Consider the following 18,954-nt stretch of genomic DNA (forward strand, 5'->3'; position numbering starts at 1 on the left):
ATGATAAGAGAGGATCTGCAATGGATCGCGCATATCCGTATCGTTCGCCCGACGGTCTGATCCGCGGGTTGATGACGGCCATTATTCCTTCGATCCTGGCCTGGGCCATGATCATCGCGGTGCTCACGCGGCTCTTCTGAGCGCTGCTCACCCTTCGAACTCCAGCATCACGGTCGCCAGCGGCGGCAGGGTCACGTCAGCATAGCCCGCCGCCGCAACGACACCACCGAGATTGCCGAGCCCCGATCCCCAATAATCCTGCGCGTCCGAGTTGATCAGCTCACGCCAACGGCCTTCGTGCGGCAGCGGCACGCGATAGGGCATCCGCGCCACCGGGGTCATGTTGACGATCACCGCCACGGGCGGCGCGCCGGGTGCGCGACGCAGCCAGGCGAACACGGAATTCTCCGCATCCCCGTCGATCAGCCACTCGAAACCTTCAGGCTCGCAGTCGCGGGCATGCAGCGCGCGATGCTCACGGTAGACCTTGTTGAGATCGCGGACGAGCTTGCGCACCCCGTCGTGTGCGGAGGAGTTGGTCAGCCCCCAGTCGAGCGCGCGCTCCTCGCTCCATTCCTGGCGCTGCGCGAATTCCTGCCCCATGAACAGCAGCTTCTTGCCGGGATAGCCCCACATCATCGCGTAATAAGCGCGCAGGTTGGCGAACTTCTGCCAGTCGTCGCCGGCCATCTTGGTCAGCATCGAACCCTTGCCGTGCACCACTTCGTCGTGGCTGATCGGCAGCACGAAGTTCTCGCTGAAGGCGTAGACCAGCCCGAAGGTGATGTTGTGGTGATGGTGGCGGCGATGGATCGGATCGCGTGCCATATACTGGAGCGTGTCGTGCATCCAGCCCATGTTCCACTTGAAGCCGAAGCCGAGCGCGCTCGGTGCGCCCTCGTCATAAGCGGGGGTGGTGACGCCCGGCCAGCTGGTCGATTCCTCCGCCACGGTGATCACACCGGGGTGCCGCGCATACACCGCCCTGTTGGTGGCGCGCAGGAACTCGACGGCCTCCCAGTTCTCGCGCCCGCCGTCGGTGTTGGGGATCCACTCGCCCGCTTTGCGTGAGTAGTCGCGGTACAACATCGACGCCACCGCATCGACGCGCAGCCCATCGACATGGTAGCGCTCGGCCCAGAAGATCGCGTTGTTGACGAGGAAGGCGGACACCTCGCGCCGCCCGAAATTGTAGATCGCGGTGTTCCAGTCGGGGTGATAACCCAGCCGCGGGTCCTGGTGCTCGTAGAGCGCGGTACCGTCGAAATGCGCGAGACCGTGCGCATCGGTCGGAAAGTGCGCGGGCACCCAGTCGAGCAGCACGCCCAGGCCGGCACGATGCGCGCCATCGACGAAGCGCGCGAAGCCTTCGTGGTCGCCGAAGCGCGCGCTCGGCGCGAACAGCCCGGTGGTCTGATAGCCCCAGCTCGGATCATAGGGGTGTTCCGAGATCGGCATGAACTCGATGTGCGTGAAGCCCATCGCGACGGCATAGGGAATCAGCCGCTCGGCGAGCTGGTCCCAGCTGAGATACCAGCCGTTCTCGTCGCGATCCCAGCTGCCGGCATGGACCTCGTAGATGCTGATCGGCACGCGCCGCGGATCGACCGAGGCCCAAGCCTCGCGATGCGCGGCGTCGCCCCATTCGTGGGTCGGCGGCGCGGTGGTGAGCGAGGCGGTCTTCGGGCGCAGCTCGGCGGCGAAGGCATAAGGATCGGCCTTGAGCGGCTGCATCACGCCGTCGGGTCCGGTGATCGCGTATTTATAGGCGTGGCCGGCGCCAAGATCGGGCAGGAAAATCTCCCAGACGCCGGTGTCGGCGCGCAGCCGCATGCCGTGGCGGCGCGCATCCCAGTCGTTGAAGCCGCCCACCACCGCGACGCGACGCGCGTTGGGTGCCCAGACCGCGAAATGCACGCCGTCGGCGCCCTCGTGGTTTAGCAGGTGTGCGCCGAGCTTGTCGTAGAGGCGGAAGTGCGTCCCTTCGTTCATCAGCAGGTCGTCGACCGGGCCGAGCACGGGGCCGAAGCTATAAGGGTCGGTCACCCACCATTCCGCGCCACCGCCGCGCGCACGGTAGCGCAGCGGCTGGGGATCGCCCGCGATCATCCCCTCGAACAAACCGCGATCGTCGATCCGCTCGAGCGCGCCGAGCGGCGCGCCCGCCAGCGTGTGCGGCTCGGCAGTCTCGGCGCCGGGGATCCAGGCACGCGCGAACGTGCCACCGGGCCCCGCATGCGCGCCGAGCAAGGCGAAGGGATCGGCGCTGGTGCCGTCGAGCAGCGCGTCAATCGCTGCCGCCGGCGGCCTCACAGCACGCCCCAAATCTCGCGCGCATACTCGCCGATCGTTCGATCGGACGAGAACCAGCCCATGTTGGCGGTGTTGCGGATCGCGCTGCGCTGCCAGCCGTCGCGGTCGCCCCAGCGGCGGTCGACGTCGCGCTGCGCGGCGGCGTAGGCGTCGAAGTCGGCGGCGACCATGAACCAATCGTGGTCGTAGAGGCCGTTCATGAGATCGCGATAACGGTCGGGGTCATCTGGCGAAAACACCCCAGATGCGATCGCGTTCACCGCCTGCGCCAGCTCGGCCGAATTTTGGATCACGTCGCGCGGCACGTAACCGCCGGCCCGCTTCGTCGCTACCTCGTCCGCGGTCATCCCGAAGATCACGATGTCGTCGGCACCGACATGGTCGCGGATCTCGATGTTGGCGCCGTCGAGCGTGCCGATCGTCAGCGCGCCGTTGAGCGCGAATTTCATGTTGCCCGTGCCCGACGCCTCCATGCCCGCGGTCGAGATCTGCTCGGACAGATCGGCGGCAGGGACCATCCGCTCGGCGAGGCTGACGTTGTAATTGGGCAAGAACGCTACCTTGAGCAGCCCACCGATACTGGGATCGCCGTTGATCCGCCGCGCCACGTCATTGGCCAGCTTGATGATCAGCTTGGCGTTGACGTAGCTCGACGCTGCCTTGCCCGCGAACAGCTTGACCCGCGGCGTCCAGTCGCGCTCGGGATGGCTGCGGATCTGGTCGTACAGCGCCACGGTCTCGATCAGGTTGAGCAGCTGGCGCTTGTATTCGTGGATGCGCTTGATCTGGACGTCGAAGATCGCATCCGCATCGAGCCGCAACCCGATCGTGTCGCGGACGTGCTCGGCCAGCGCGACCTTGTTGGCGCGCTTCACCGCGGCGAACTTCTCGCGGAACGCGGCATCGTCGGCGAACGGCACAAGCGCCGGCAGCTTCTGCGCGTCGTCGGTGAAGTCCGGCCCGATCGCCTCCGCGATCAGCGCGGTCAGCGCGGGGTTGCAGCCCTGCAACCAGCGCCGCGGCGTGATGCCGTTGGTCTTGTTGTTGATCCGGTCGGGGTAGAGGCGGTGGAGGTCGGCGAAGACGGTCGACTTCATCAGCTGGGTGTGGAGCGCCGCCACGCCGTTGACGCTGTGCGCGCCCGCGAAGGCGAGGTTGGCCATGCGCACGCGGCGCTCGCCGCCCTCGTCGATCAGGCTGATCGCGGCGATGGCACGATCGTCGATCCCCTCGGCGGCGCGCGCCTCGCGCAGCAATTTGGCGTTGATCGCATAGACGATCTGCATGTGCCGCGGCAGCAACCGCTCGAACAGCGGCAGCGGCCAGCTTTCCAGCGCCTCGGGCAGCAAGGTGTGGTTGGTATAGCCGAAGGTGGCGCGGGTGATCGCCCAGGCCGCGTCCATATCGAGCTCATGGTGATCGACCAGCAGCCGCATCAGCTCGGCGACCGCCACCGCGGGGTGGGTGTCGTTGAGCTGAATCGCGGCGCGATCCGGCAGCGTGCAGATGTCGCCGAAATACTGGATGTGGCGGCGGACGATGTCCTGGATCGACGCCGACGAGAAGAAATATTCCTGGCGCAGCCGCAGCTCCTGCCCCGCCGCGGTGGAGTCATTGGGGTAGAGCACGCGCACCAGGCTGTCGGCGCGGAGCTGGTCCGCCATCGCGCCCTCGAAATCGCCGCGATTGAAGGCATCGAGCTTGAACGGGTCAAGGCTGCGCGCGGTCCACAGCCGCAACGTGTTGACGCGCTTGCCGCGCCAGCCGACCACGGGCGTGTCGACCGCGACCGCCTCGACGGCCTCGCCCGGCTGCCAGTGGACGCGGCCGGCCTCGTCGCCGGTCACCTCGCCGCCGAAGCCGACGAAATAGGCGCTCTCGCGGCGCTCGAACTCCCACGGGTTGCCGTGCGCCAGCCAGGTCTCGGGCAGCTCGACCTGCCATCCGTCGTCGATGCGCTGGCGGAACATGCCGTTCACGTAGCGGATGCCATAGCCGTAGGCGGGCAGGTCGAGCGTCGCCAGGCTCTCCATGAAACAGGCCGCCAGCCGGCCGAGCCCACCGTTGCCGAGCGCGGCGTCGGGCTCCAGCTCCTCGATCGCGCCGAGGTCGACGCCGAGCTGGCGCAACGCCTCCCCCACCTCATCGTGATGCTGGAGATTGGCGAGCGTGTCGCGCAGCAAGCGGCCGATCAGGAACTCAAGGCTGAGATAATAGACCCGCTTGGCACCGGCGGCATGCGCCTGCTTGGTGGAGGCCATCCAGCGCTCGATGATCTCGTTGCGCAGCGTGAGAATCGTCGCCTCGAGCCAATCGTGCGGGCGCGCGGCGCGCTCGTCCTTGCCGATGCGGTGGACGAGCGTGTCGATGATGGCGAGCGCGAGCGGCCCGCGCTCGCTGACGTCGGTGGTCGCGGTCAAATGTCTGGCCCCCGGGCGATGATGACGATGCGGACCCTAACCGCCCGGCGTCGCGGTGGCTATGTCCGAGATGGCGGGATGGTCGGGTCGGCCGCGATAGGCCTGGACGTCGAGCGCAGCGCCGAGCAAGAAGGCGTAGACGCTGATCCACAGCCAGGTGAGCACCACGATAATGGCGCTGAGCGAACCGTAGGTCGCGCCGTAATTGCCGAAGTTGGCGACGTAGAGGCTGAACCCGACGTTCGCGAGCAGCCACACCGCGGTCGCCACCACCGTGCCCGGAGTCGCCCAGCGCAACCGCGCGCGCGGGCGGTAGGGCCCGAAGCGGAACAGCAACGACGCGCCGGTGACGACCAGCAGCGCCAGCGCGGCATAGGTGCCGATGCGGATCACCGCGAGCACCACGCCGGGGAACCACGGGATCAGCGCCCCGACGAAGGCGGCCAGCGCGCTCGCGGCGATACCCGTCAGCACCAGCACCACGCCGGCGAGCACGATCGCGAACGAGGTGAGCGTCCAGGTGACGAAGCTGCGCTTGTCCTTCACCTCATAAGCGACGTTGAGCGCGGTCATCATCGACGTGGCAGCCTTGCTGCCGCCGTACAGCGCGATCGCCAGCGCCAGGATGATGCCGAGCCCCTTCTTGCCCTGCGAGCCCGAGACGACGGTGTCGAGCTGCTGGCCGATCAGGACGGCGACATCGCGCGGAAAGGCGGCGAACAACGCGCGTATGTCCTCCTGCACCGTCTGCGCGTCGGCGAACAGGCCGTAGCCCAGCACCGTCACCGCGAGGATCGGCGCGATTGAAGAGATGATATAGAAGGCAGCACCCGCCGCGATCAGACCAAGATTGTCGGCGTCAGAGGCGGTGTAGGCGCGCTTCAGCTGGCCCCACCAGTCGGCGCGGAAGGAGCGCCACAGGTCGGCGGAGGAAAGGTCGACTCGCATTGTCTGGGGCAACGCCGCAGCGCAGCAGAGGGTCCGTGGAGATTTGTTGCGCCAGGTAAAGGGGTTAGTGGGTGACGAGCCGCGCCGGTTGCCCGCAGGCCGCACTCGATGCCGACCTCACGCGCCACCCCCACCTTTACGTCATCCACGCGGAGGCGGGGAACCAGACGCGCTAAGGTCGCGCTTCAGCGCCAGACGCCAGCGTGTCTGGATCCTCGCCTTCGCGGGAGCGACGGGAAGGAGAAAGAAGAGAGTGGGAGCAATGGGTAGCGGGCCGAGCCCCACCGACCCTCACACCGTGAAGCTCTCCCCGCAGCCGCATGCGCCCTTGGCGTTGGGGTTGGCGAATACGAAGCCGGCGGTGAAATCGTCCTCGACCCAGTCCATCGTCGAGCCGATCAGGTACAGCAGCGAGGCGCCGTCGACGAACAGCACCCCGCCCGGCGTCTCGATCCGCTCGTCCATCGCGCTCGCGGACGCGACATAATCGACCGAATAGGCCAGCCCCGAGCAGCCGCGCCGGGGTGTCGACAGCTTCACCCCGACCGCGCCCTCGGGCGCCTTGCCCATCAGTTCGGCAATACGCGCCTCGGCGCTCGCGGTAAGGTTCAGCGCCGCGGGGCGCGCGCGCAGGGTGGTGGCCATCACAGCATCCCCAATTCGAGCTTGGCGTCGTCCGACATCTTCTGCGGGTCCCACGGCGGATCCCACACCAGGTTGACGTCGGCGAAGGCGATCCCCGGCACCGCGGCGACGCGCATCTCCACCTCGCCCGGCATCGACTCGGCGACCGGACAGTTGGGCGTCGTCAGCGTCATCGTCACCGTCGCCTGGCCGGCGTCGGTCACCTCGACCGCGTAGATCAGGCCGAGGTCGTAGATGTTCACCGGAATTTCGGGGTCATAGATTTCCTTGAGCGCGTCGATCACGCCCTCGTACAGCGCGCCGCCGGGCTCGTGCGGCGCCTCGCCGCCGGCGGGCTGCTGCGCCAGGAAGCCGGCGAGATAGTCGCGCTGGCGCGGCTCCGCGCCTGCGGGCTCGACCGCGTCGGACACCTTGGCACGCGGCGGCGCCTGCACCGTGTCGACTTCCTCGACCTTGATCGGGTCGCTCATCGTCCCTCGTTCCTATCCAACATCATCATCCGAAGATCCGCGCCACGCGCTCGATCCCCGCCATCAACGCGGCGACATCGTCGGGGCCGTTGTACACGCCGAAGCTGGCGCGCGCAGTCGCCTCGACGCCCAGCGCGGCCATCAGCGGTTGCGCGCAATGATGGCCGGCGCGGATCGCCACCTTCGACTCGTCCAAGATGGTGCCGATGTCGTGCGGATGCACCCCCTCCATCGCGAAGGAGACGATCCCGGCGCTGTCCGCCGGGCCGAGCACGCGCACCGAGTTGATCCTCGCCAGCGCCTCGCGTGCCTGCGCCACCAGCGCGGTCTCGTGCGCGTGGATGCGCTCGAGACCGATCGCCTGCACATAGTCGATCGCGGCGGCGAGCCCGAGCGCGCCGACGATATGCGGCGTCCCCGCCTCGAAACGCGTCGGCGCCGGCGCGTAGGTGGTGCGCTCGAACGACACGCGATCGATCATCGAGCCGCCGCCCTGGTAGGGCGGCATCGCGTCGAGCAGCTCGCGCCGGCCCCACAATACGCCGATGCCGGTCGGGCCGTACAGCTTATGGCCGGAGAAGACGTAGAAGTCGCAGCCGAGCGCGCGCACGTCGACCGGCAGCCGCGCCACCGCCTGGCAGCCGTCGATCAGGATCGTCGCGCCGACCGCATGCGCGAGTTCGCTGGCGCGGCGCACGTCGAGGGTCGAGCCGAGCACGTTCGAGACATGCGCGAGCGCGACGAGCTTGTGCTCGGGCCGCAGCATCCGCGCCATCGCGTCAAGGTCGATGCGCTGGTCGGCGGTGAGCGGCACCACGTCGATCGCGGCGCCGACGCGCTCGGCCACCATCTGCCACGGCACGATATTGCTGTGATGCTCGAGCGTGGAGAGCAGGATACGATCGCCGGCGTTCAGCGTCGTGCCCGCGAACGATTGGGCGACGAGGTTGATCGCCTCGGTCGCGCCGCGGACGAAGACGATCTCGTCGGCGGTGGCGTTGACGAAGCGGGCGACGGTGTCGCGCGCCGCCTCATAGGCCAGCGTCATGTCGGCGGAGCGCTGGTACACGCCGCGATGGACGGTGGCGTAATCGGTGTCGTAGCCGCGCGTGATCGCGTCGATCACCGCGCGCGGTTTCTGCGCCGTAGCGGCCGTGTCGAGATAGGCCCAGCCCGCGGGAATCGCGGGGAAATCCGCGACGACGTCGAGCGGGCGCGTGGCGGGATCGGCGGTCACGACGGTCATGCGCGCTCCCCAATGTTGCGAATGTTGAGTCGGCCGCGCCCCGCGCGCGCGCCGATGCCCGAGGACCAGGGAGCCGCCGCCCTCGCCCCTTCGCACCGATCCCGCGCGTAGGACAGCGTCACAGCGTGCGCTCCAGCCACGCCGCGGCGTCGGCCGCGAATGCCGCGCGCACCGTCTCATCGGCGATGCGGTCGAGCGCGTCGGCGACGAAGGCGTGCGTCAGCAGCGCCTTGGCGCGGGCCGCCGGGATGCCGCGGCTCTCCATGTAGAACAACGCGCGCGCGTCCAGCTCGCCCACGGTCGCGCCGTGCGCGCATTTCACGTCGTCGGCGAAGATCTCCAGCTCGGGCTTGAGGTTCACCGTCGCGGTGCGGTGGAGCAGCAGCCCGCGCAACGACTGCTCGCCGTCGGTCTTCTGCGCGTGGCGCGCCACCTCCACAGCGGCGGCGAGGCTCGCCTGCGACTGGTCGGCCGCGACCGCGCGCCACAGCTGGTGCGACTGGCCGTTGGGCTCGGCGTGGCGCACGCGCACCGCGCATTCCTGCTGGAGCCGGTCGCGCGTCAGCAGCGCGCCGCCGAACTCGGCGTAGCCGCCCTCGCCCGCCAGCGTCAGCGCGGCGTCGACGCGCGCGCCCTGGTCACCCGCGGCGAGCACCGTGCCCACGAAGCTCGCCGCCTTGCCGAGCACGATCTCGTCGCGCAGCGAGACGAAGCCCGCCGCCTGGGTCAGCCGCACCGCGCGCGACAGCCGCGCGCCGCGCCCCAGCCGGACGCTGGTGAAGCGATTCGACCAGCCCGCGCCGACGAAGGTCTCGACCAGCTGCGCGACCGCGTCGTCGCCCAGCTCGATTGCGGCGCCAAGGTGGTTCTCCGCGCCGGTGGCGACATGCACGATTTGAACCGGGTCGGCGACGGCGTGGGAGTCGAGCGTGAGCGTCCAGCCACGCGCGGCGCGGCGGCCGAGCGGGTGGTCGCTCGGGGCGATCGCGCCGATGGTGACGCGGCGGAGCTCGCTCGCACTTTGGTCCAGCTCGCCATCGACGAACAGGAGCTTGGCGCCGGGCAGGTCGAGGAACTGCGCACCCGGACGCGCGACCGGCGCGAGCGCGGCGGCCGCGGCGATCCCGCCGAGGTCGGCCCAGCGCCACGCTTCCTCGCGGTTGGAGGGAAGATCGAGCACGCTCATGCGGCGGCTCCCACCCGGCCGGTCACCGTGTTCCTGCGCACGCAGGAACACGTCACCGCTCCGCCGCGGCGTCGCGTGAACGCCATCGTCACGCCGCCACCTCGGCGTAACCCTCGCGCTCGAGCTGTTGCGCCAGCTCGGCCCCGCCCGAGCGCGTGATGCGCCCGTCCGCCAGCACATGCACGCGATCCGGCCGGACATAGTCGAGCAGCCGCTGGTAATGGGTGATCAGCAGCACGGCCTTGTCGGGCCGGCGCATGATGCGGTTGATGCCGTCGCCGACCACGCGCAGCGCGTCGATGTCGAGCCCCGAGTCGGTCTCGTCGAGGATCGCGAACTTGGGGTCGATGATCCCCATCTGCACCATCTCGTTGCGCTTCTTCTCGCCGCCGGAGAAGCCGACGTTGACCGGGCGCTTGAGCATGTCCTGCTGGAGCCCGAGCGCATCCGCCTGCGCCCGCGCCACCTTGAGGAACTCGGCGCCCGACAGCGGCTTTTCGCCGCGCACCGCGCGCTGCGCGTTGAGGCTCTCGCGCAGGAACTGCACGTTCGACACGCCCGGGATCTCGACCGGATATTGGAAGCCGAGGAACACGCCCGCCGCGGCGCGCTCGTGCGGTTCCTTGTCGAGCAGATCCTCCCCGTTAAACGTGACCGAGCCCGCGGTCACTTCATAGCCGGGCCGCCCGCCGAGCACGTAGCCGAGCGTCGACTTGCCCGCGCCGTTGGGCCCCATGATCGCGTGGATCTCGCCCGCATCCACCTGGAGCGTGAGACCCTTGAGGATCGGCTTGCCGTCGATCTCGGCGTGAAGATTGTCAATCGTGAGCATCGTCATTCCTGAAGCCCCTCCCCTGCAGGGGAGGGGTTGGGGTGGGGCGCCGCCGCGAGGGGACGGCCTGAAGCTGGGCGAGCAGCGTGGCGAGCACGCCGTCGAGGTTCCGCATCACGTCCGCGTTGGCGAAGCGAAGGATGCGATAACCGAGCGCGCGCAGGTCGGCTTCACGCGCGATATCGGCGGCAGGGTCGGCGTGGGTGTCACCATCGACCTCGACGATCAGCCGCGTCGCCGGGCAGAGGAAGTCGGTGATGTAGCGGCCGATCGCGGCTTGGCGGCGGAACTTATAGCCGCCGAGTTGGGCGCGCGAGAGCGCGGACCAGAGGCGCTTTTCGGGCTCGGTAGGATTGTTGCGGAGCGCGCGCGCGTTCGCCTGAACGCCGGCGATGGCGTTCGCAGAGAGGCCCCACCCCCGGCCCCTCCCCTGAAGGGGAGGGGAGTTCAAGCGACGGTTCTCGTCCTTCGGCGTCACCCCACGCTCCCCTCGAGCGAGATCCCCAGCAGCTTCTGCGCCTCGACCGCGAACTCCATCGGCAGCTGCTGCAGCACCTCGCGCGCGAAGCCGTTGACGATCAGCGCCACCGCCGCCTCGGCATCGAGCCCGCGCGACATCGCATAGAACAATTGGTCCTCGCTGATCTTCGACGTCGTCGCCTCATGCTCGATCTGCGCCGAGGGGTTGCGCACCTCGATGTACGGCACGGTGTGCGCCCCGCACTGGTCCGACAGCAGCAGCGAGTCGCACTGGGTGAAGTTACGCACGCCCTCCGCGGTCGGCGCGACGCGCACCAGCCCGCGATAGGTGTTGTCCGACCGCCCCGCCGAGATGCCCTTCGACACGATCGTCGAGCGCGAGCCCTTGCCCAGATGGATCATCTTGGTGCCGGTGTCGGCCTGCTGAAGGTTGTTGGTCACCGCCACCGAGTAGAATTCGCCGACGCTATTCTCGCCCGCCAGCACGCAGCTCGGATATTTCCAGGTGATCGCCGAGCCGGTCTCGACCTGAGTCCAGCTCACCTTGCTGTTCCTGCCCTGGCAGAGCGCGCGCTTGGTGACGAAATTGTAGATGCCGCCGACGCCGTTCTCGTCGCCGGGATACCAGTTCTGCACGGTCGAATATTTGATCTCGGCATCGTCGAGCACGACCAGCTCGACCACCGCGGCGTGGAGCTGGTTCTCGTCGCGCATCGGCGCGGTGCAGCCCTCGAGATAGCTGACGTACGCGCCCTTGTCGGCGACGATCAGCGTGCGCTCGAACTGGCCGGTGTTCTCGGCATTGATGCGGAAATAGGTGGACAGCTCCATCGGGCAGCGCACGCCCTCGGGCACGTAGACGAAGGTGCCGTCGGAGAAGACCGCCGAGTTGAGCGTTGCGAAGTAATTGTCGCGCTGCGGCACCACCTTGCCGAGCCACTTGCGGACGAGGTCGGGATATTCGCGGATCGCCTCGCTGATCGACAGGAAGATCACGCCCGCCGCCTTGAGCTCCTCGCGGAAGGTGGTCGCCACCGAGACCGAGTCGAACACCGCGTCGACCGCGACCTTGCGCGCGCCCTCCACGCCCGCGAGCACCTCCTGCTCCCGGATCGGGATGCCGAGCTTCTCGTAGGTGCGGCGGATCTCCGGATCGAGCTCGTCGAGCGACGCGATCGTCTTCTTCTGCTTGGGCTCGGCGTAATAATACGCGTCCTGATAGTCGATCGGGGGGACGTTGAGCTTGGCCCAGTCGGGCGCCTGCATCGTCTGCCACAGCCGGAACGCCTTGAGCCGCCAGTCGAGCATCCACTCGGGCTCGTTCTTCTTGGCACTGATGTAGCGGACGGTGTCCTCGCTCAGCCCCTTGGGCGCGAAGTCCTGCTCGATGTCGGTGGCGAAGCCCCACTCATACTTCTTGGCGACGGCCGCATGGGCCTCGGCGTTCTTCGTGGCCATGTTATGCCTCAACCTTCATCTGTTCGGGCGCGCCCTGTTGTGGAAGGGGCGCGGCGGCGAGCGACGCCAGCGTCACCCCCGCGAGCGCGCCGCGCACCGCCTGATTGACCGCGTTCCAGTGCGGCTTGACGCGGCAATTGCCTTCGATCGCGCAGTCGTGCTCGGCGGCGTCGACGCAGGCGGTGAGCGCAATCGGCCCCTCCACCGCCTCGACAATGTCCGCCAGCGTGATCGTCGCGGGCGGACGCGCCAGCCGGATCCCGCCGCCGGTGCCGCGCGTGCTGTCGATCAGCCCCGCCGCCGCGAGCCGGCTGACCAGCTTCTGCGCGGTCGGCAGCGGCACGCCGGTCTCCTCGGCGAGCGACGTGGCGTTCCTCCGCGCCAGCCCGCCGCAGTGGCGCGCGGCGGCGGTGAGCAGCACCACGGCATAGTCGGTCAGGCTCGAGAGGCGCATCGTCCCACATTCGGTAGTTGCGATCGACTCTCAAATCGGAGTAGATCGTTCCGATTGCCATGTGGCCGCCCGACCGGGCGAAATCAACCGCGCCCGCCTGCGCTGCGCGCAAAAAAAGGGCCCGGCAGAGGCTGCCGGGCCCTTGAGGAAAGAACTTCCGTTCGGAAGCCCTTCGGGTCGCAGTCGCGTTATGCACACAGCTCGTCGCGCAAGGATTGGACGGATTCAGCGCGGCCAAGACGATTTTTTACAACTCGCCCGGCTTGATCTCGCTTCGGGACGCGACGACAGACGCATCATGGCGATCTCCTCCCTCTTCCATCGCGCCACGCTGGCGCTGCCACCCGAGCGCGCGCACGACGTCGCGCTCGGCGCGCTGGCGCGCTGGGGCGCGCTTGGCGGACCACTCGGCGGCACGATGCCACGGCTTGAGACTCGAGTCGCGGGAATCGACTTCCCCAACCCGGTCGGCCTCGCCGCCGGGCTCGACAAGGACGCGCGCGCCGTTGCCGGGCTGATGCGGCTCGGCTTCGGGTCGGTCGAGGTCGGCACGCTCACGCCGCGCGCGCAGCCCGGCAACCCGCGCCCGCGGCTGTTCCGGCTCGCCGAGGACCGCGCGATCATCAACCGCATGGGCTTCAACAACGGCGGGCTCGCCGCCGGCGTCGCGCGCGCCGCAGCGGCGCGGCGCCACGGCGGCGTGCTCGGCATCAACGTCGGCGCCAACAAGGACGCGACCGACCGCGTCGCCGACTATGTCGCGGGGGTGAGCGCCGCGGCGCCGGTGGCGGACTATGTCACGATCAACGTCAGCTCGCCCAACACGCCGGGGCTGCGCGACCTGCAGCACGGCGCCGCGCTGGCCGAGCTGCTCGCCGCCTGCGTCGCCGCGCGCGGCACCACGCCGCTGTTCCTCAAGGTGGCGCCCGACCTCCAGGCTGCGCTGGTCGACTCGATCGCGCGCGCCGCGCTCGACGCAGGGATAGACGCGCTGATCGTGAGCAACACCACGGTGAGCCGCCCGCCGCTGCGCAGTGCGCACGCGGGCGAGGCCGGCGGGCTGTCGGGCGCGCCGCTGCGCGCGCTCGCGGCCGAGCGGCTGGCCGACTTCCGTCGCGCCACCGGCGGTGCGCTGCCGCTGATCGCAGTCGGCGGGATCGACAGCGGGGCGGAGGCCTATGCGCGCATCCGCGCCGGCGCGAACCTGGTGCAGGTCTACACCGCGCTGATCTACGAAGGGCCGGGGCTGCCGCGCCGGATCGTGGCCGAGCTGGCGGCGCGCCTCGCGCGCGACGGGTTCGCGAGCGTGGCGGAAGCGGTGGGGGCGTAAGCCCCCCTCCCGAAAAGGGAGGAGGCGGGGGGTGGGTAGGTCGCTTTGCAGGAAACCGCTTGAGGAGAGCACCCCACCCCGTCCCTCCCCTTGCAGGGAGGGCTCTAGCGTGCGCCCTTACGCCTCCTCTTCCTCCTCCTCGTCGGCGCCGAGCTCCTCGGTCAGCGCGGCGATGATCGCCTTGTTGAAGGCGGGGATGTCGTCGGGCTTGCGGCTGGTGATGAGATTGTCGTCGACGACGACCTCCTCGTCGACCACCTCGGCGCCGGCATTTTCCAGATCGGTGCGGATCGACTCGAAGCCGGTCAGCCGCCGCCCGTCGATGACATCGGCCTCGGCCAGCAGCCAGGGCGCGTGGCAGATCGCCGCGACGATCTTGTCCTCATCCATGAAGTCCTGGACGATCTGCACCGCCTTGGCCTCGACGCGCAGCTTGTCGGGGTTGGCGACGCCGCCCGGCAGCACCAGCGCGTCGTAATCGTCGACCTCGACCTCGTCGAGCGTGAGGTCGGGGGTGGCGGTCTCGGCCTGGTTGATGTCCTGCTTCATGCCCTGGATCGGATCGCGCTTGATCGAGGCGAGCGTGACGGTGACGCCGGCGGCTTCCAGCGCCTTGCGCGGTTCGAACAGCTCCACCGTCTCGAAGCCGTCGGCGGCGAGCATCAGCACGCGGGCTTGCGACAGGTCGGCCATGGGAAATCTCCTGATACGTGTCGGTTCGACAGCGCCCCAAACCCCGTCCCCGCGCCGCCGTTCCGGAACGATGCGGCAGCCCGCGCATTTCCCGCGACATGAGCGTAGAAGCGGAGCGCACGACCGAGAACGGCTGCCATATCGTCTATTTCGACGACGGTGAGCCCGGCATCACGCGCAAGAAGACGCGGCACGGCGCCTGGGCCTATTATGATTCCGACGGCGCGCGCATCAGCGACCGCGACGAGATCGATCGGCTCAACGCGATCGGCCTGCCCCCCGCTTATACCGACGCCTGGTTCTGCCCCGACCCGACCGGCCATATCCAGGCGGTCGGCTGGGACGAGAAGGGGCGCAAGCAGTATCGCTATCACCTCGATTACCGCGCGCAGCAGGAGGCGGCGAAATACGACCTGTGCGCCCCGTTCGGTCGCGCGCTGACCAAGCTGCGCGCGCGCGTCGAGGCCGATCTCGACAAGCGCAGCCACAGCAAGGAGCGCACCGTCGCCGCGATCGTCAAGCTGCTCGACATGGCGGCGCTGCGCATCGGCAACGAGACCTATGCCAAGACCAACAAGAGCTACGGCCTGACCACGCTGCGCGACCGCCACGCGCAGATCAAGGGCAGTACGCTGGCGCTCCAGTACAAGGCCAAGTCGGGCAAGATCCGCAAACTGCGCATCACCGACGGCAGCCTCGCGCGCTTCGTCAAGAAGTGCCAGGACCTGCCGGGGCAGAAGCTGTTCCAGTACGTCGGGGATGACGGTGCGCCGCACGCGGTGACCTCGTCCGACGTCAACGCCTATCTCCGCGCTGCCATGGGCGACGGCTTCACCGCCAAGCATTTCCGCACCTGGGGTGCGAGCGTCGTCGCGTATGAGGCATTGGTCGAGGCACCCGCGCCGATCGGGCTCAAGACGATGCTCGAGCCGGTGGTCGAGCGGCTCGGCAACACCCCTGCCATCGCGCGCAAATCCTACGTCCATCCCGCATTGATCGAGCTCGGCAAGGACAAGGCGCTCCAGGCGGCGTTCCGGCAAACGCTGCGGCTGCCGCGCGCCAGCCAATATCTCAGCCGAACCGAGCGTGGACTGATCGCCTTCCTCGAGCAGAGCGGCGCGTGCGAGTTGAAGGCGGCCTGAGATGAGTGACAGCAAGGCGGCGGTGGCCAAGCCGGCCGCGTCGATCGACGCGGGTCGCGTCGGCGACCAGGCGCAGGCCCTGCTCGGTGCCAGTGTCACCTGGCTGCAGCAGCATTGGCTCCAGATCCTGATCGCGCTCGGCATCGGCGTGGCGATCGCGCTGCTGCTGTTCTGGCTGCGCGCGTTCGGCCCGCGGCTGGCGCGACGCAGCGCCTCGGGCAAGGGCTGGTCGGCGGTGCTGGGGCGCGCGGTGGAGCGCACCAACGCCTTCTTCATCACCATGCTCTCGGCCCGGCTGGTGAGCGGCTATGCCGCCACCCCGCCCGAGCTCGACGCGACGATCGCCTTCCTGTTCAAGGTGGCGGTCACCTTCCAGGGTGCGATCTGGGCACGCGAGCTGATCCTCGGCGCGATCGAGCATCGCACCCGCGGCGAACATTACACCGGCGAGGCGCTGATGAGCGCGATGGGGCTGATCCGCCTCCTCGTCAGCGTCGCGGTGTTCGCGATCGCTTTGGTGGTGGTGCTCGACAACCTCGGGGTCAACGTCACCGGGCTGGTCGCGGGGCTCGGCGTCGGCGGCATCGCCATCGGCCTCGCCGCGCAGGGCATCTTCGCCGATCTGTTCGCCGCGCTGGCGATCATCTTCGACCGCCCGTTCCGCCGCGGCGACAAGATCAGCTACGGCACCACCAGCGGCGTAATCGAGTCGATCGGGCTGAAGTCGACGCGCATCCGCTCCTTCACCGGCGAGCTGCGCATCATCTCCAACCGCAACCTGCTCGACAAGGAGATCCAGAACACCTCGCTGCGCGATCATGTCCGCGTGTCGTACACGATCGGCGTCACCTACGAGACGCCGCCCGACACGCTGGCGCGCGTGCCCGCGATCCTGACCGAGCTGGTCGAGGCGGAGGGCGCGAAGGTGGCGCGGTGCGGTTTCGAGACGTTCGGCGCGTCGAGCCTCGACTATGCGCTCCAGGTCGACACGCCGGGCGACGACTGGGCCACCGCGCACGCCACGCGCGACCGGCTGATGGTGGCGATCATGCGCCGCTTCGCCGCGGAGAAGATCGGCATCGCCTATCCCACGCAGACGACGTACACCGCCGCGCCCGACGGCACGCTGGTGATGCCTTATGCGGAGGCGGCGCGGGGCTGAGGGCTAGGCTAAGCCCCTCGCCTTCAGGGGAGGGGAGAAGCTAGCGCTCTACCTACCTGCGCCTCACTCCCCTACCAGCGCCGCGCCCACCAGCCCCGGCGCATCCGCGACGAAGCGGTCGAGCACACCATCGGCCACCTTCACCGTACCGTCGAAGCGTGTCGCGCCGGGGATCGTCTTCACCGCCGCCGCCTGCGCCGCCAGCTGCCCCGCCGCGGCGAAGTCGCGCGACGCCGCCGCGCTACGGTCGAGCGCCGCCTCGAGCCCGGCAGCGGTGAGCTGGAGCGCGCGGCCCCACAAGGCCGTGGCGTCGAGCCACGGTGCCGCCTGCGCCGCGAAGCCCGGGTCGGTCACGCCGGCGCGGATCGTGTCGGGCGCCGCCGCCAGCGCGTCGGCGCGCGCCGCCAGCGCCGCGACCGCCTCTCGCTTGGCGCCGTCATCGCCGTCCGCCAGCGCGAAGCGGACGCCGTCGAGCAGCGCCTTGAGCCGCGGTGCCTGCTCCTGCCACGGCTGGCTCCCGAACGTGGGCGCGAGATGCTGCGTGTCGAAGAAGTCGAGCAGCGCCGCCGCGGTGCGCGCATCGCCGCCCGACAGCGCGTCGGCGGCGAAGCGCCAGCCTTGCGCCGGATCGTAGCCGCGGTCGTTCCACGCGAACGCCGCCACCCCCGCCACCGCGACCCGGCTCGGCGCCTCTTGGTTCATCGGGTTGGAGAGGATGCCGCTCAACTCGCCCGCCAACCCGGCCTCGCGCCGTGCGTACGGGGCGAGCAGCAGCCGGCCGGTGGTCTGGGCGTAATCGTTGACCGGGTAATTGTCCCACAGCAATGTCTTGCGCCCGAACGCCGTGGTGGCGGTCTTGGCGTCGCCGATCGAGATCGCGGGCGGCACCACGTCGGTGCCGGTCCATTGCACCACCACGCGCGGATCGAGCTCGCGCCGCAGCGCGGCTTTGTAGGGCGTCTCCTTGGCGTCGTAATATTCGGTCGGCACCATGATCAGCGGCGGCGCGGCGCGGTCCTTGGCGATCAGGTCGCGTTGCACCGCATTGAGCAGGCGCGCCTGCGCCGTGCCCGCGGCGGCCGCGCCGGAGGCGCCGAACGCGGCCTCGTCCTTGGCGCAATTCCACTTCTTATACTCGATGTCATCGAGCGCGACGTAGAAGCTGCGCACGCCGATGCCGCGCAGCGCGTCGAACTTGCGCTCCAGCGCGGCCGCGTCGGCGGGGTCCGAGAAACACACCGTCGGGCCCGGCGAGATGGCGTAGACGAAGTTGACGTGGTCGCGCTTCGCCGCGGCGGCGAGCGTTCCCAGCTCGGCCAGCGTCGCCGCCGGGTACGGCTCGCGCCAGCGGTCGCGCGCGTACGGATCGTCCTTGGGACTGTAGACGTAGGTATTGGCCTTGACGCTGGCGAGGAAGTCGAGGTGGCGGATCCGGTCCTCCTGCGTCCACGGTTTGCCGTAGAAGCCCTCGATCGTGCCGCGGATCGGCATGGCCGGATGGTCCTGGATCACCAGTCCCGGCACCTCGCCGCGGCGCGCGAGCTGGCGCAAGGTCTGCGCGGCGTGGAACAATCCATCGGCATCGTGTCCCGCGAGCGCGATCAGCCCGCCGCCCGCGGCGTCGGGACGCGCCGCGAGCGTGTAGCCTTCGGAACGGTCGTCGGCGGTGGCACCGGCGCGCGCGAGCGAGTCGCGCACCGCGGCGGCGTCGCTGGTCCCGACGACGACGTGGAGCGTGATGAGCGCGGCGGGCAGCCGGCTGGCGGTGGTGACCTGGGCGACGCCCGCGGCGACGAGCGCGGCACGCACCAGCGCCACCGTCTCGGGCGCTGTCCCGGGCGCGACCACCAGCACCGCGGCGCGACCGAGCGCGACGCGGCCGCCGGTCAGCGCCATCGACGTGGGCGCGGGGAAGATCGCGGGGAGCGTCGGCACCTGCGCCGCGGCGGGCACGGCCGCGGCGGTGGCGAGCGCGGCGGCGAGCCACAGGGGGCGAAGGGTCCGCGTGCGTGTCATGTCGCGCTCCGGTATCATGTTGGTATTATGATTGTCTGGGTAGGAGGCGTGGGGCCGCTTCGCAAGCGGTCGCATGGTGGAGGCGGCGGGCGACGCAACGAGAGGGGCTGGGTAGAGCGCGTTCCTCCCCATTGCTGTTGTCATCCGAGCTTGTCTCAG

16 protein-coding genes are annotated in these 18,954 nt (G+C 69.3%); 3 read left to right on the forward strand and 13 right to left on the reverse strand.

The annotated features are described in order from the left end of the window. Positions 1-147: 147 nt before the first annotated feature. The 11 genes from glgB to QBJ89_RS17345 all read right to left on the reverse strand — a co-directional run bounded on the left by glgB (position 148) and on the right by QBJ89_RS17345 (position 12,452). The gene (gene glgB, locus QBJ89_RS17295) at positions 148-2,313 is read right to left on the reverse strand and encodes a 1,4-alpha-glucan branching protein GlgB (protein ID WP_277981719.1); all 2,166 of its coding nucleotides are present in this window, start codon (positions 2,311-2,313) and stop codon (positions 148-150) included. Then, positions 2,310-4,733 (reverse strand): glycogen/starch/alpha-glucan phosphorylase, encoded by a 2,424-nt coding sequence (locus QBJ89_RS17300; RefSeq protein ID WP_277981720.1) that lies wholly within the window; start codon positions 4,731-4,733, stop codon positions 2,310-2,312. Before QBJ89_RS17300 ends, glgB begins: the two co-directional genes overlap by 4 nt. 36 nt (positions 4,734-4,769) lie before the next feature. Then, positions 4,770-5,681 (reverse strand): YihY/virulence factor BrkB family protein, encoded by a 912-nt coding sequence (locus tag QBJ89_RS17305; RefSeq protein ID WP_277981721.1) that lies wholly within the window; start codon positions 5,679-5,681, stop codon positions 4,770-4,772. A gap of 291 nt (positions 5,682-5,972) precedes the next feature. Next, on the reverse strand, positions 5,973-6,326 hold the full coding sequence (locus QBJ89_RS17310; RefSeq protein ID WP_277981722.1) for a HesB/IscA family protein: 354 nt from the start codon (positions 6,324-6,326) through the stop codon (positions 5,973-5,975). Further along, on the reverse strand, positions 6,326-6,796 hold the full coding sequence (locus QBJ89_RS17315; protein ID WP_277981723.1) for an SUF system Fe-S cluster assembly protein: 471 nt from the start codon (positions 6,794-6,796) through the stop codon (positions 6,326-6,328). Before QBJ89_RS17315 ends, QBJ89_RS17310 begins: the two co-directional genes overlap by 1 nt. Before the next feature lie 25 nt (positions 6,797-6,821). Further along, entirely contained in the window at positions 6,822-8,042 is a 1,221-nt protein-coding gene (locus QBJ89_RS17320; RefSeq protein WP_277981724.1) for an aminotransferase class V-fold PLP-dependent enzyme, read from the reverse strand. A 118-nt stretch (positions 8,043-8,160) separates the two neighbouring features. Continuing rightward, the gene (locus QBJ89_RS17325; RefSeq protein ID WP_277981725.1) at positions 8,161-9,228 is read right to left on the reverse strand and encodes a SufD family Fe-S cluster assembly protein; all 1,068 of its coding nucleotides are present in this window, start codon (positions 9,226-9,228) and stop codon (positions 8,161-8,163) included. A gap of 88 nt (positions 9,229-9,316) precedes the next feature. Beyond that, complete coding sequence (sufC, locus tag QBJ89_RS17330; RefSeq protein WP_277981726.1) at positions 9,317-10,060, reverse strand: Fe-S cluster assembly ATPase SufC; 744 nt, start codon at positions 10,058-10,060, stop codon at positions 9,317-9,319. Continuing rightward, a complete protein-coding gene (locus QBJ89_RS17335) occupies positions 10,047-10,538 on the reverse strand; it encodes an endonuclease domain-containing protein (protein WP_277981727.1) in 492 nt (163 codons plus the stop codon). Before QBJ89_RS17335 ends, sufC begins: the two co-directional genes overlap by 14 nt. Then, on the reverse strand, positions 10,535-11,998 hold the full coding sequence (gene sufB / locus QBJ89_RS17340; RefSeq protein ID WP_277981728.1) for a Fe-S cluster assembly protein SufB: 1,464 nt from the start codon (positions 11,996-11,998) through the stop codon (positions 10,535-10,537). Before sufB ends, QBJ89_RS17335 begins: the two co-directional genes overlap by 4 nt. Before the next feature lies 1 nt (position 11,999). Continuing rightward, on the reverse strand, positions 12,000-12,452 hold the full coding sequence (locus QBJ89_RS17345) for an SUF system Fe-S cluster assembly regulator (protein ID WP_277981729.1): 453 nt from the start codon (positions 12,450-12,452) through the stop codon (positions 12,000-12,002). Between the two features lie 298 nt (positions 12,453-12,750). Between QBJ89_RS17345 and QBJ89_RS17350 the strand changes: the two genes are divergently transcribed. After that, the gene (locus QBJ89_RS17350; RefSeq protein ID WP_277981730.1) at positions 12,751-13,782 is read left to right on the forward strand and encodes a quinone-dependent dihydroorotate dehydrogenase; all 1,032 of its coding nucleotides are present in this window, start codon (positions 12,751-12,753) and stop codon (positions 13,780-13,782) included. Between the two features lie 117 nt (positions 13,783-13,899). Here the strand turns inward: QBJ89_RS17350 and QBJ89_RS17355 are convergent, their stop codons facing one another. Continuing rightward, complete coding sequence (locus QBJ89_RS17355; protein WP_277981731.1) at positions 13,900-14,475, reverse strand: type 1 glutamine amidotransferase domain-containing protein; 576 nt, start codon at positions 14,473-14,475, stop codon at positions 13,900-13,902. Positions 14,476-14,573: 98 nt separating this feature from the next. Between QBJ89_RS17355 and QBJ89_RS17360 the strand changes: the two genes are divergently transcribed. After that, positions 14,574-15,617, forward strand: coding sequence for a DNA topoisomerase IB (locus QBJ89_RS17360; protein WP_277981732.1), 1,044 nt, complete (start codon positions 14,574-14,576; stop codon positions 15,615-15,617). A gap of 1 nt (position 15,618) precedes the next feature. Further along, entirely contained in the window at positions 15,619-16,779 is a 1,161-nt protein-coding gene (locus tag QBJ89_RS17365) for a mechanosensitive ion channel family protein (RefSeq protein ID WP_277981733.1), read from the forward strand. 63 nt (positions 16,780-16,842) lie between these two features. Here the strand turns inward: QBJ89_RS17365 and QBJ89_RS17370 are convergent, their stop codons facing one another. Continuing rightward, the gene (locus QBJ89_RS17370; RefSeq protein WP_277981734.1) at positions 16,843-18,795 is read right to left on the reverse strand and encodes a beta-N-acetylhexosaminidase family protein; all 1,953 of its coding nucleotides are present in this window, start codon (positions 18,793-18,795) and stop codon (positions 16,843-16,845) included. Between the last annotated feature and the right edge of the window lie 159 nt (positions 18,796-18,954).

The organism is Sphingomonas phyllosphaerae, from assembly GCF_029623345.1.
In the GTDB taxonomy this organism is placed as follows: domain Bacteria; phylum Pseudomonadota; class Alphaproteobacteria; order Sphingomonadales; family Sphingomonadaceae; genus Sphingomonas; species Sphingomonas phyllosphaerae_C.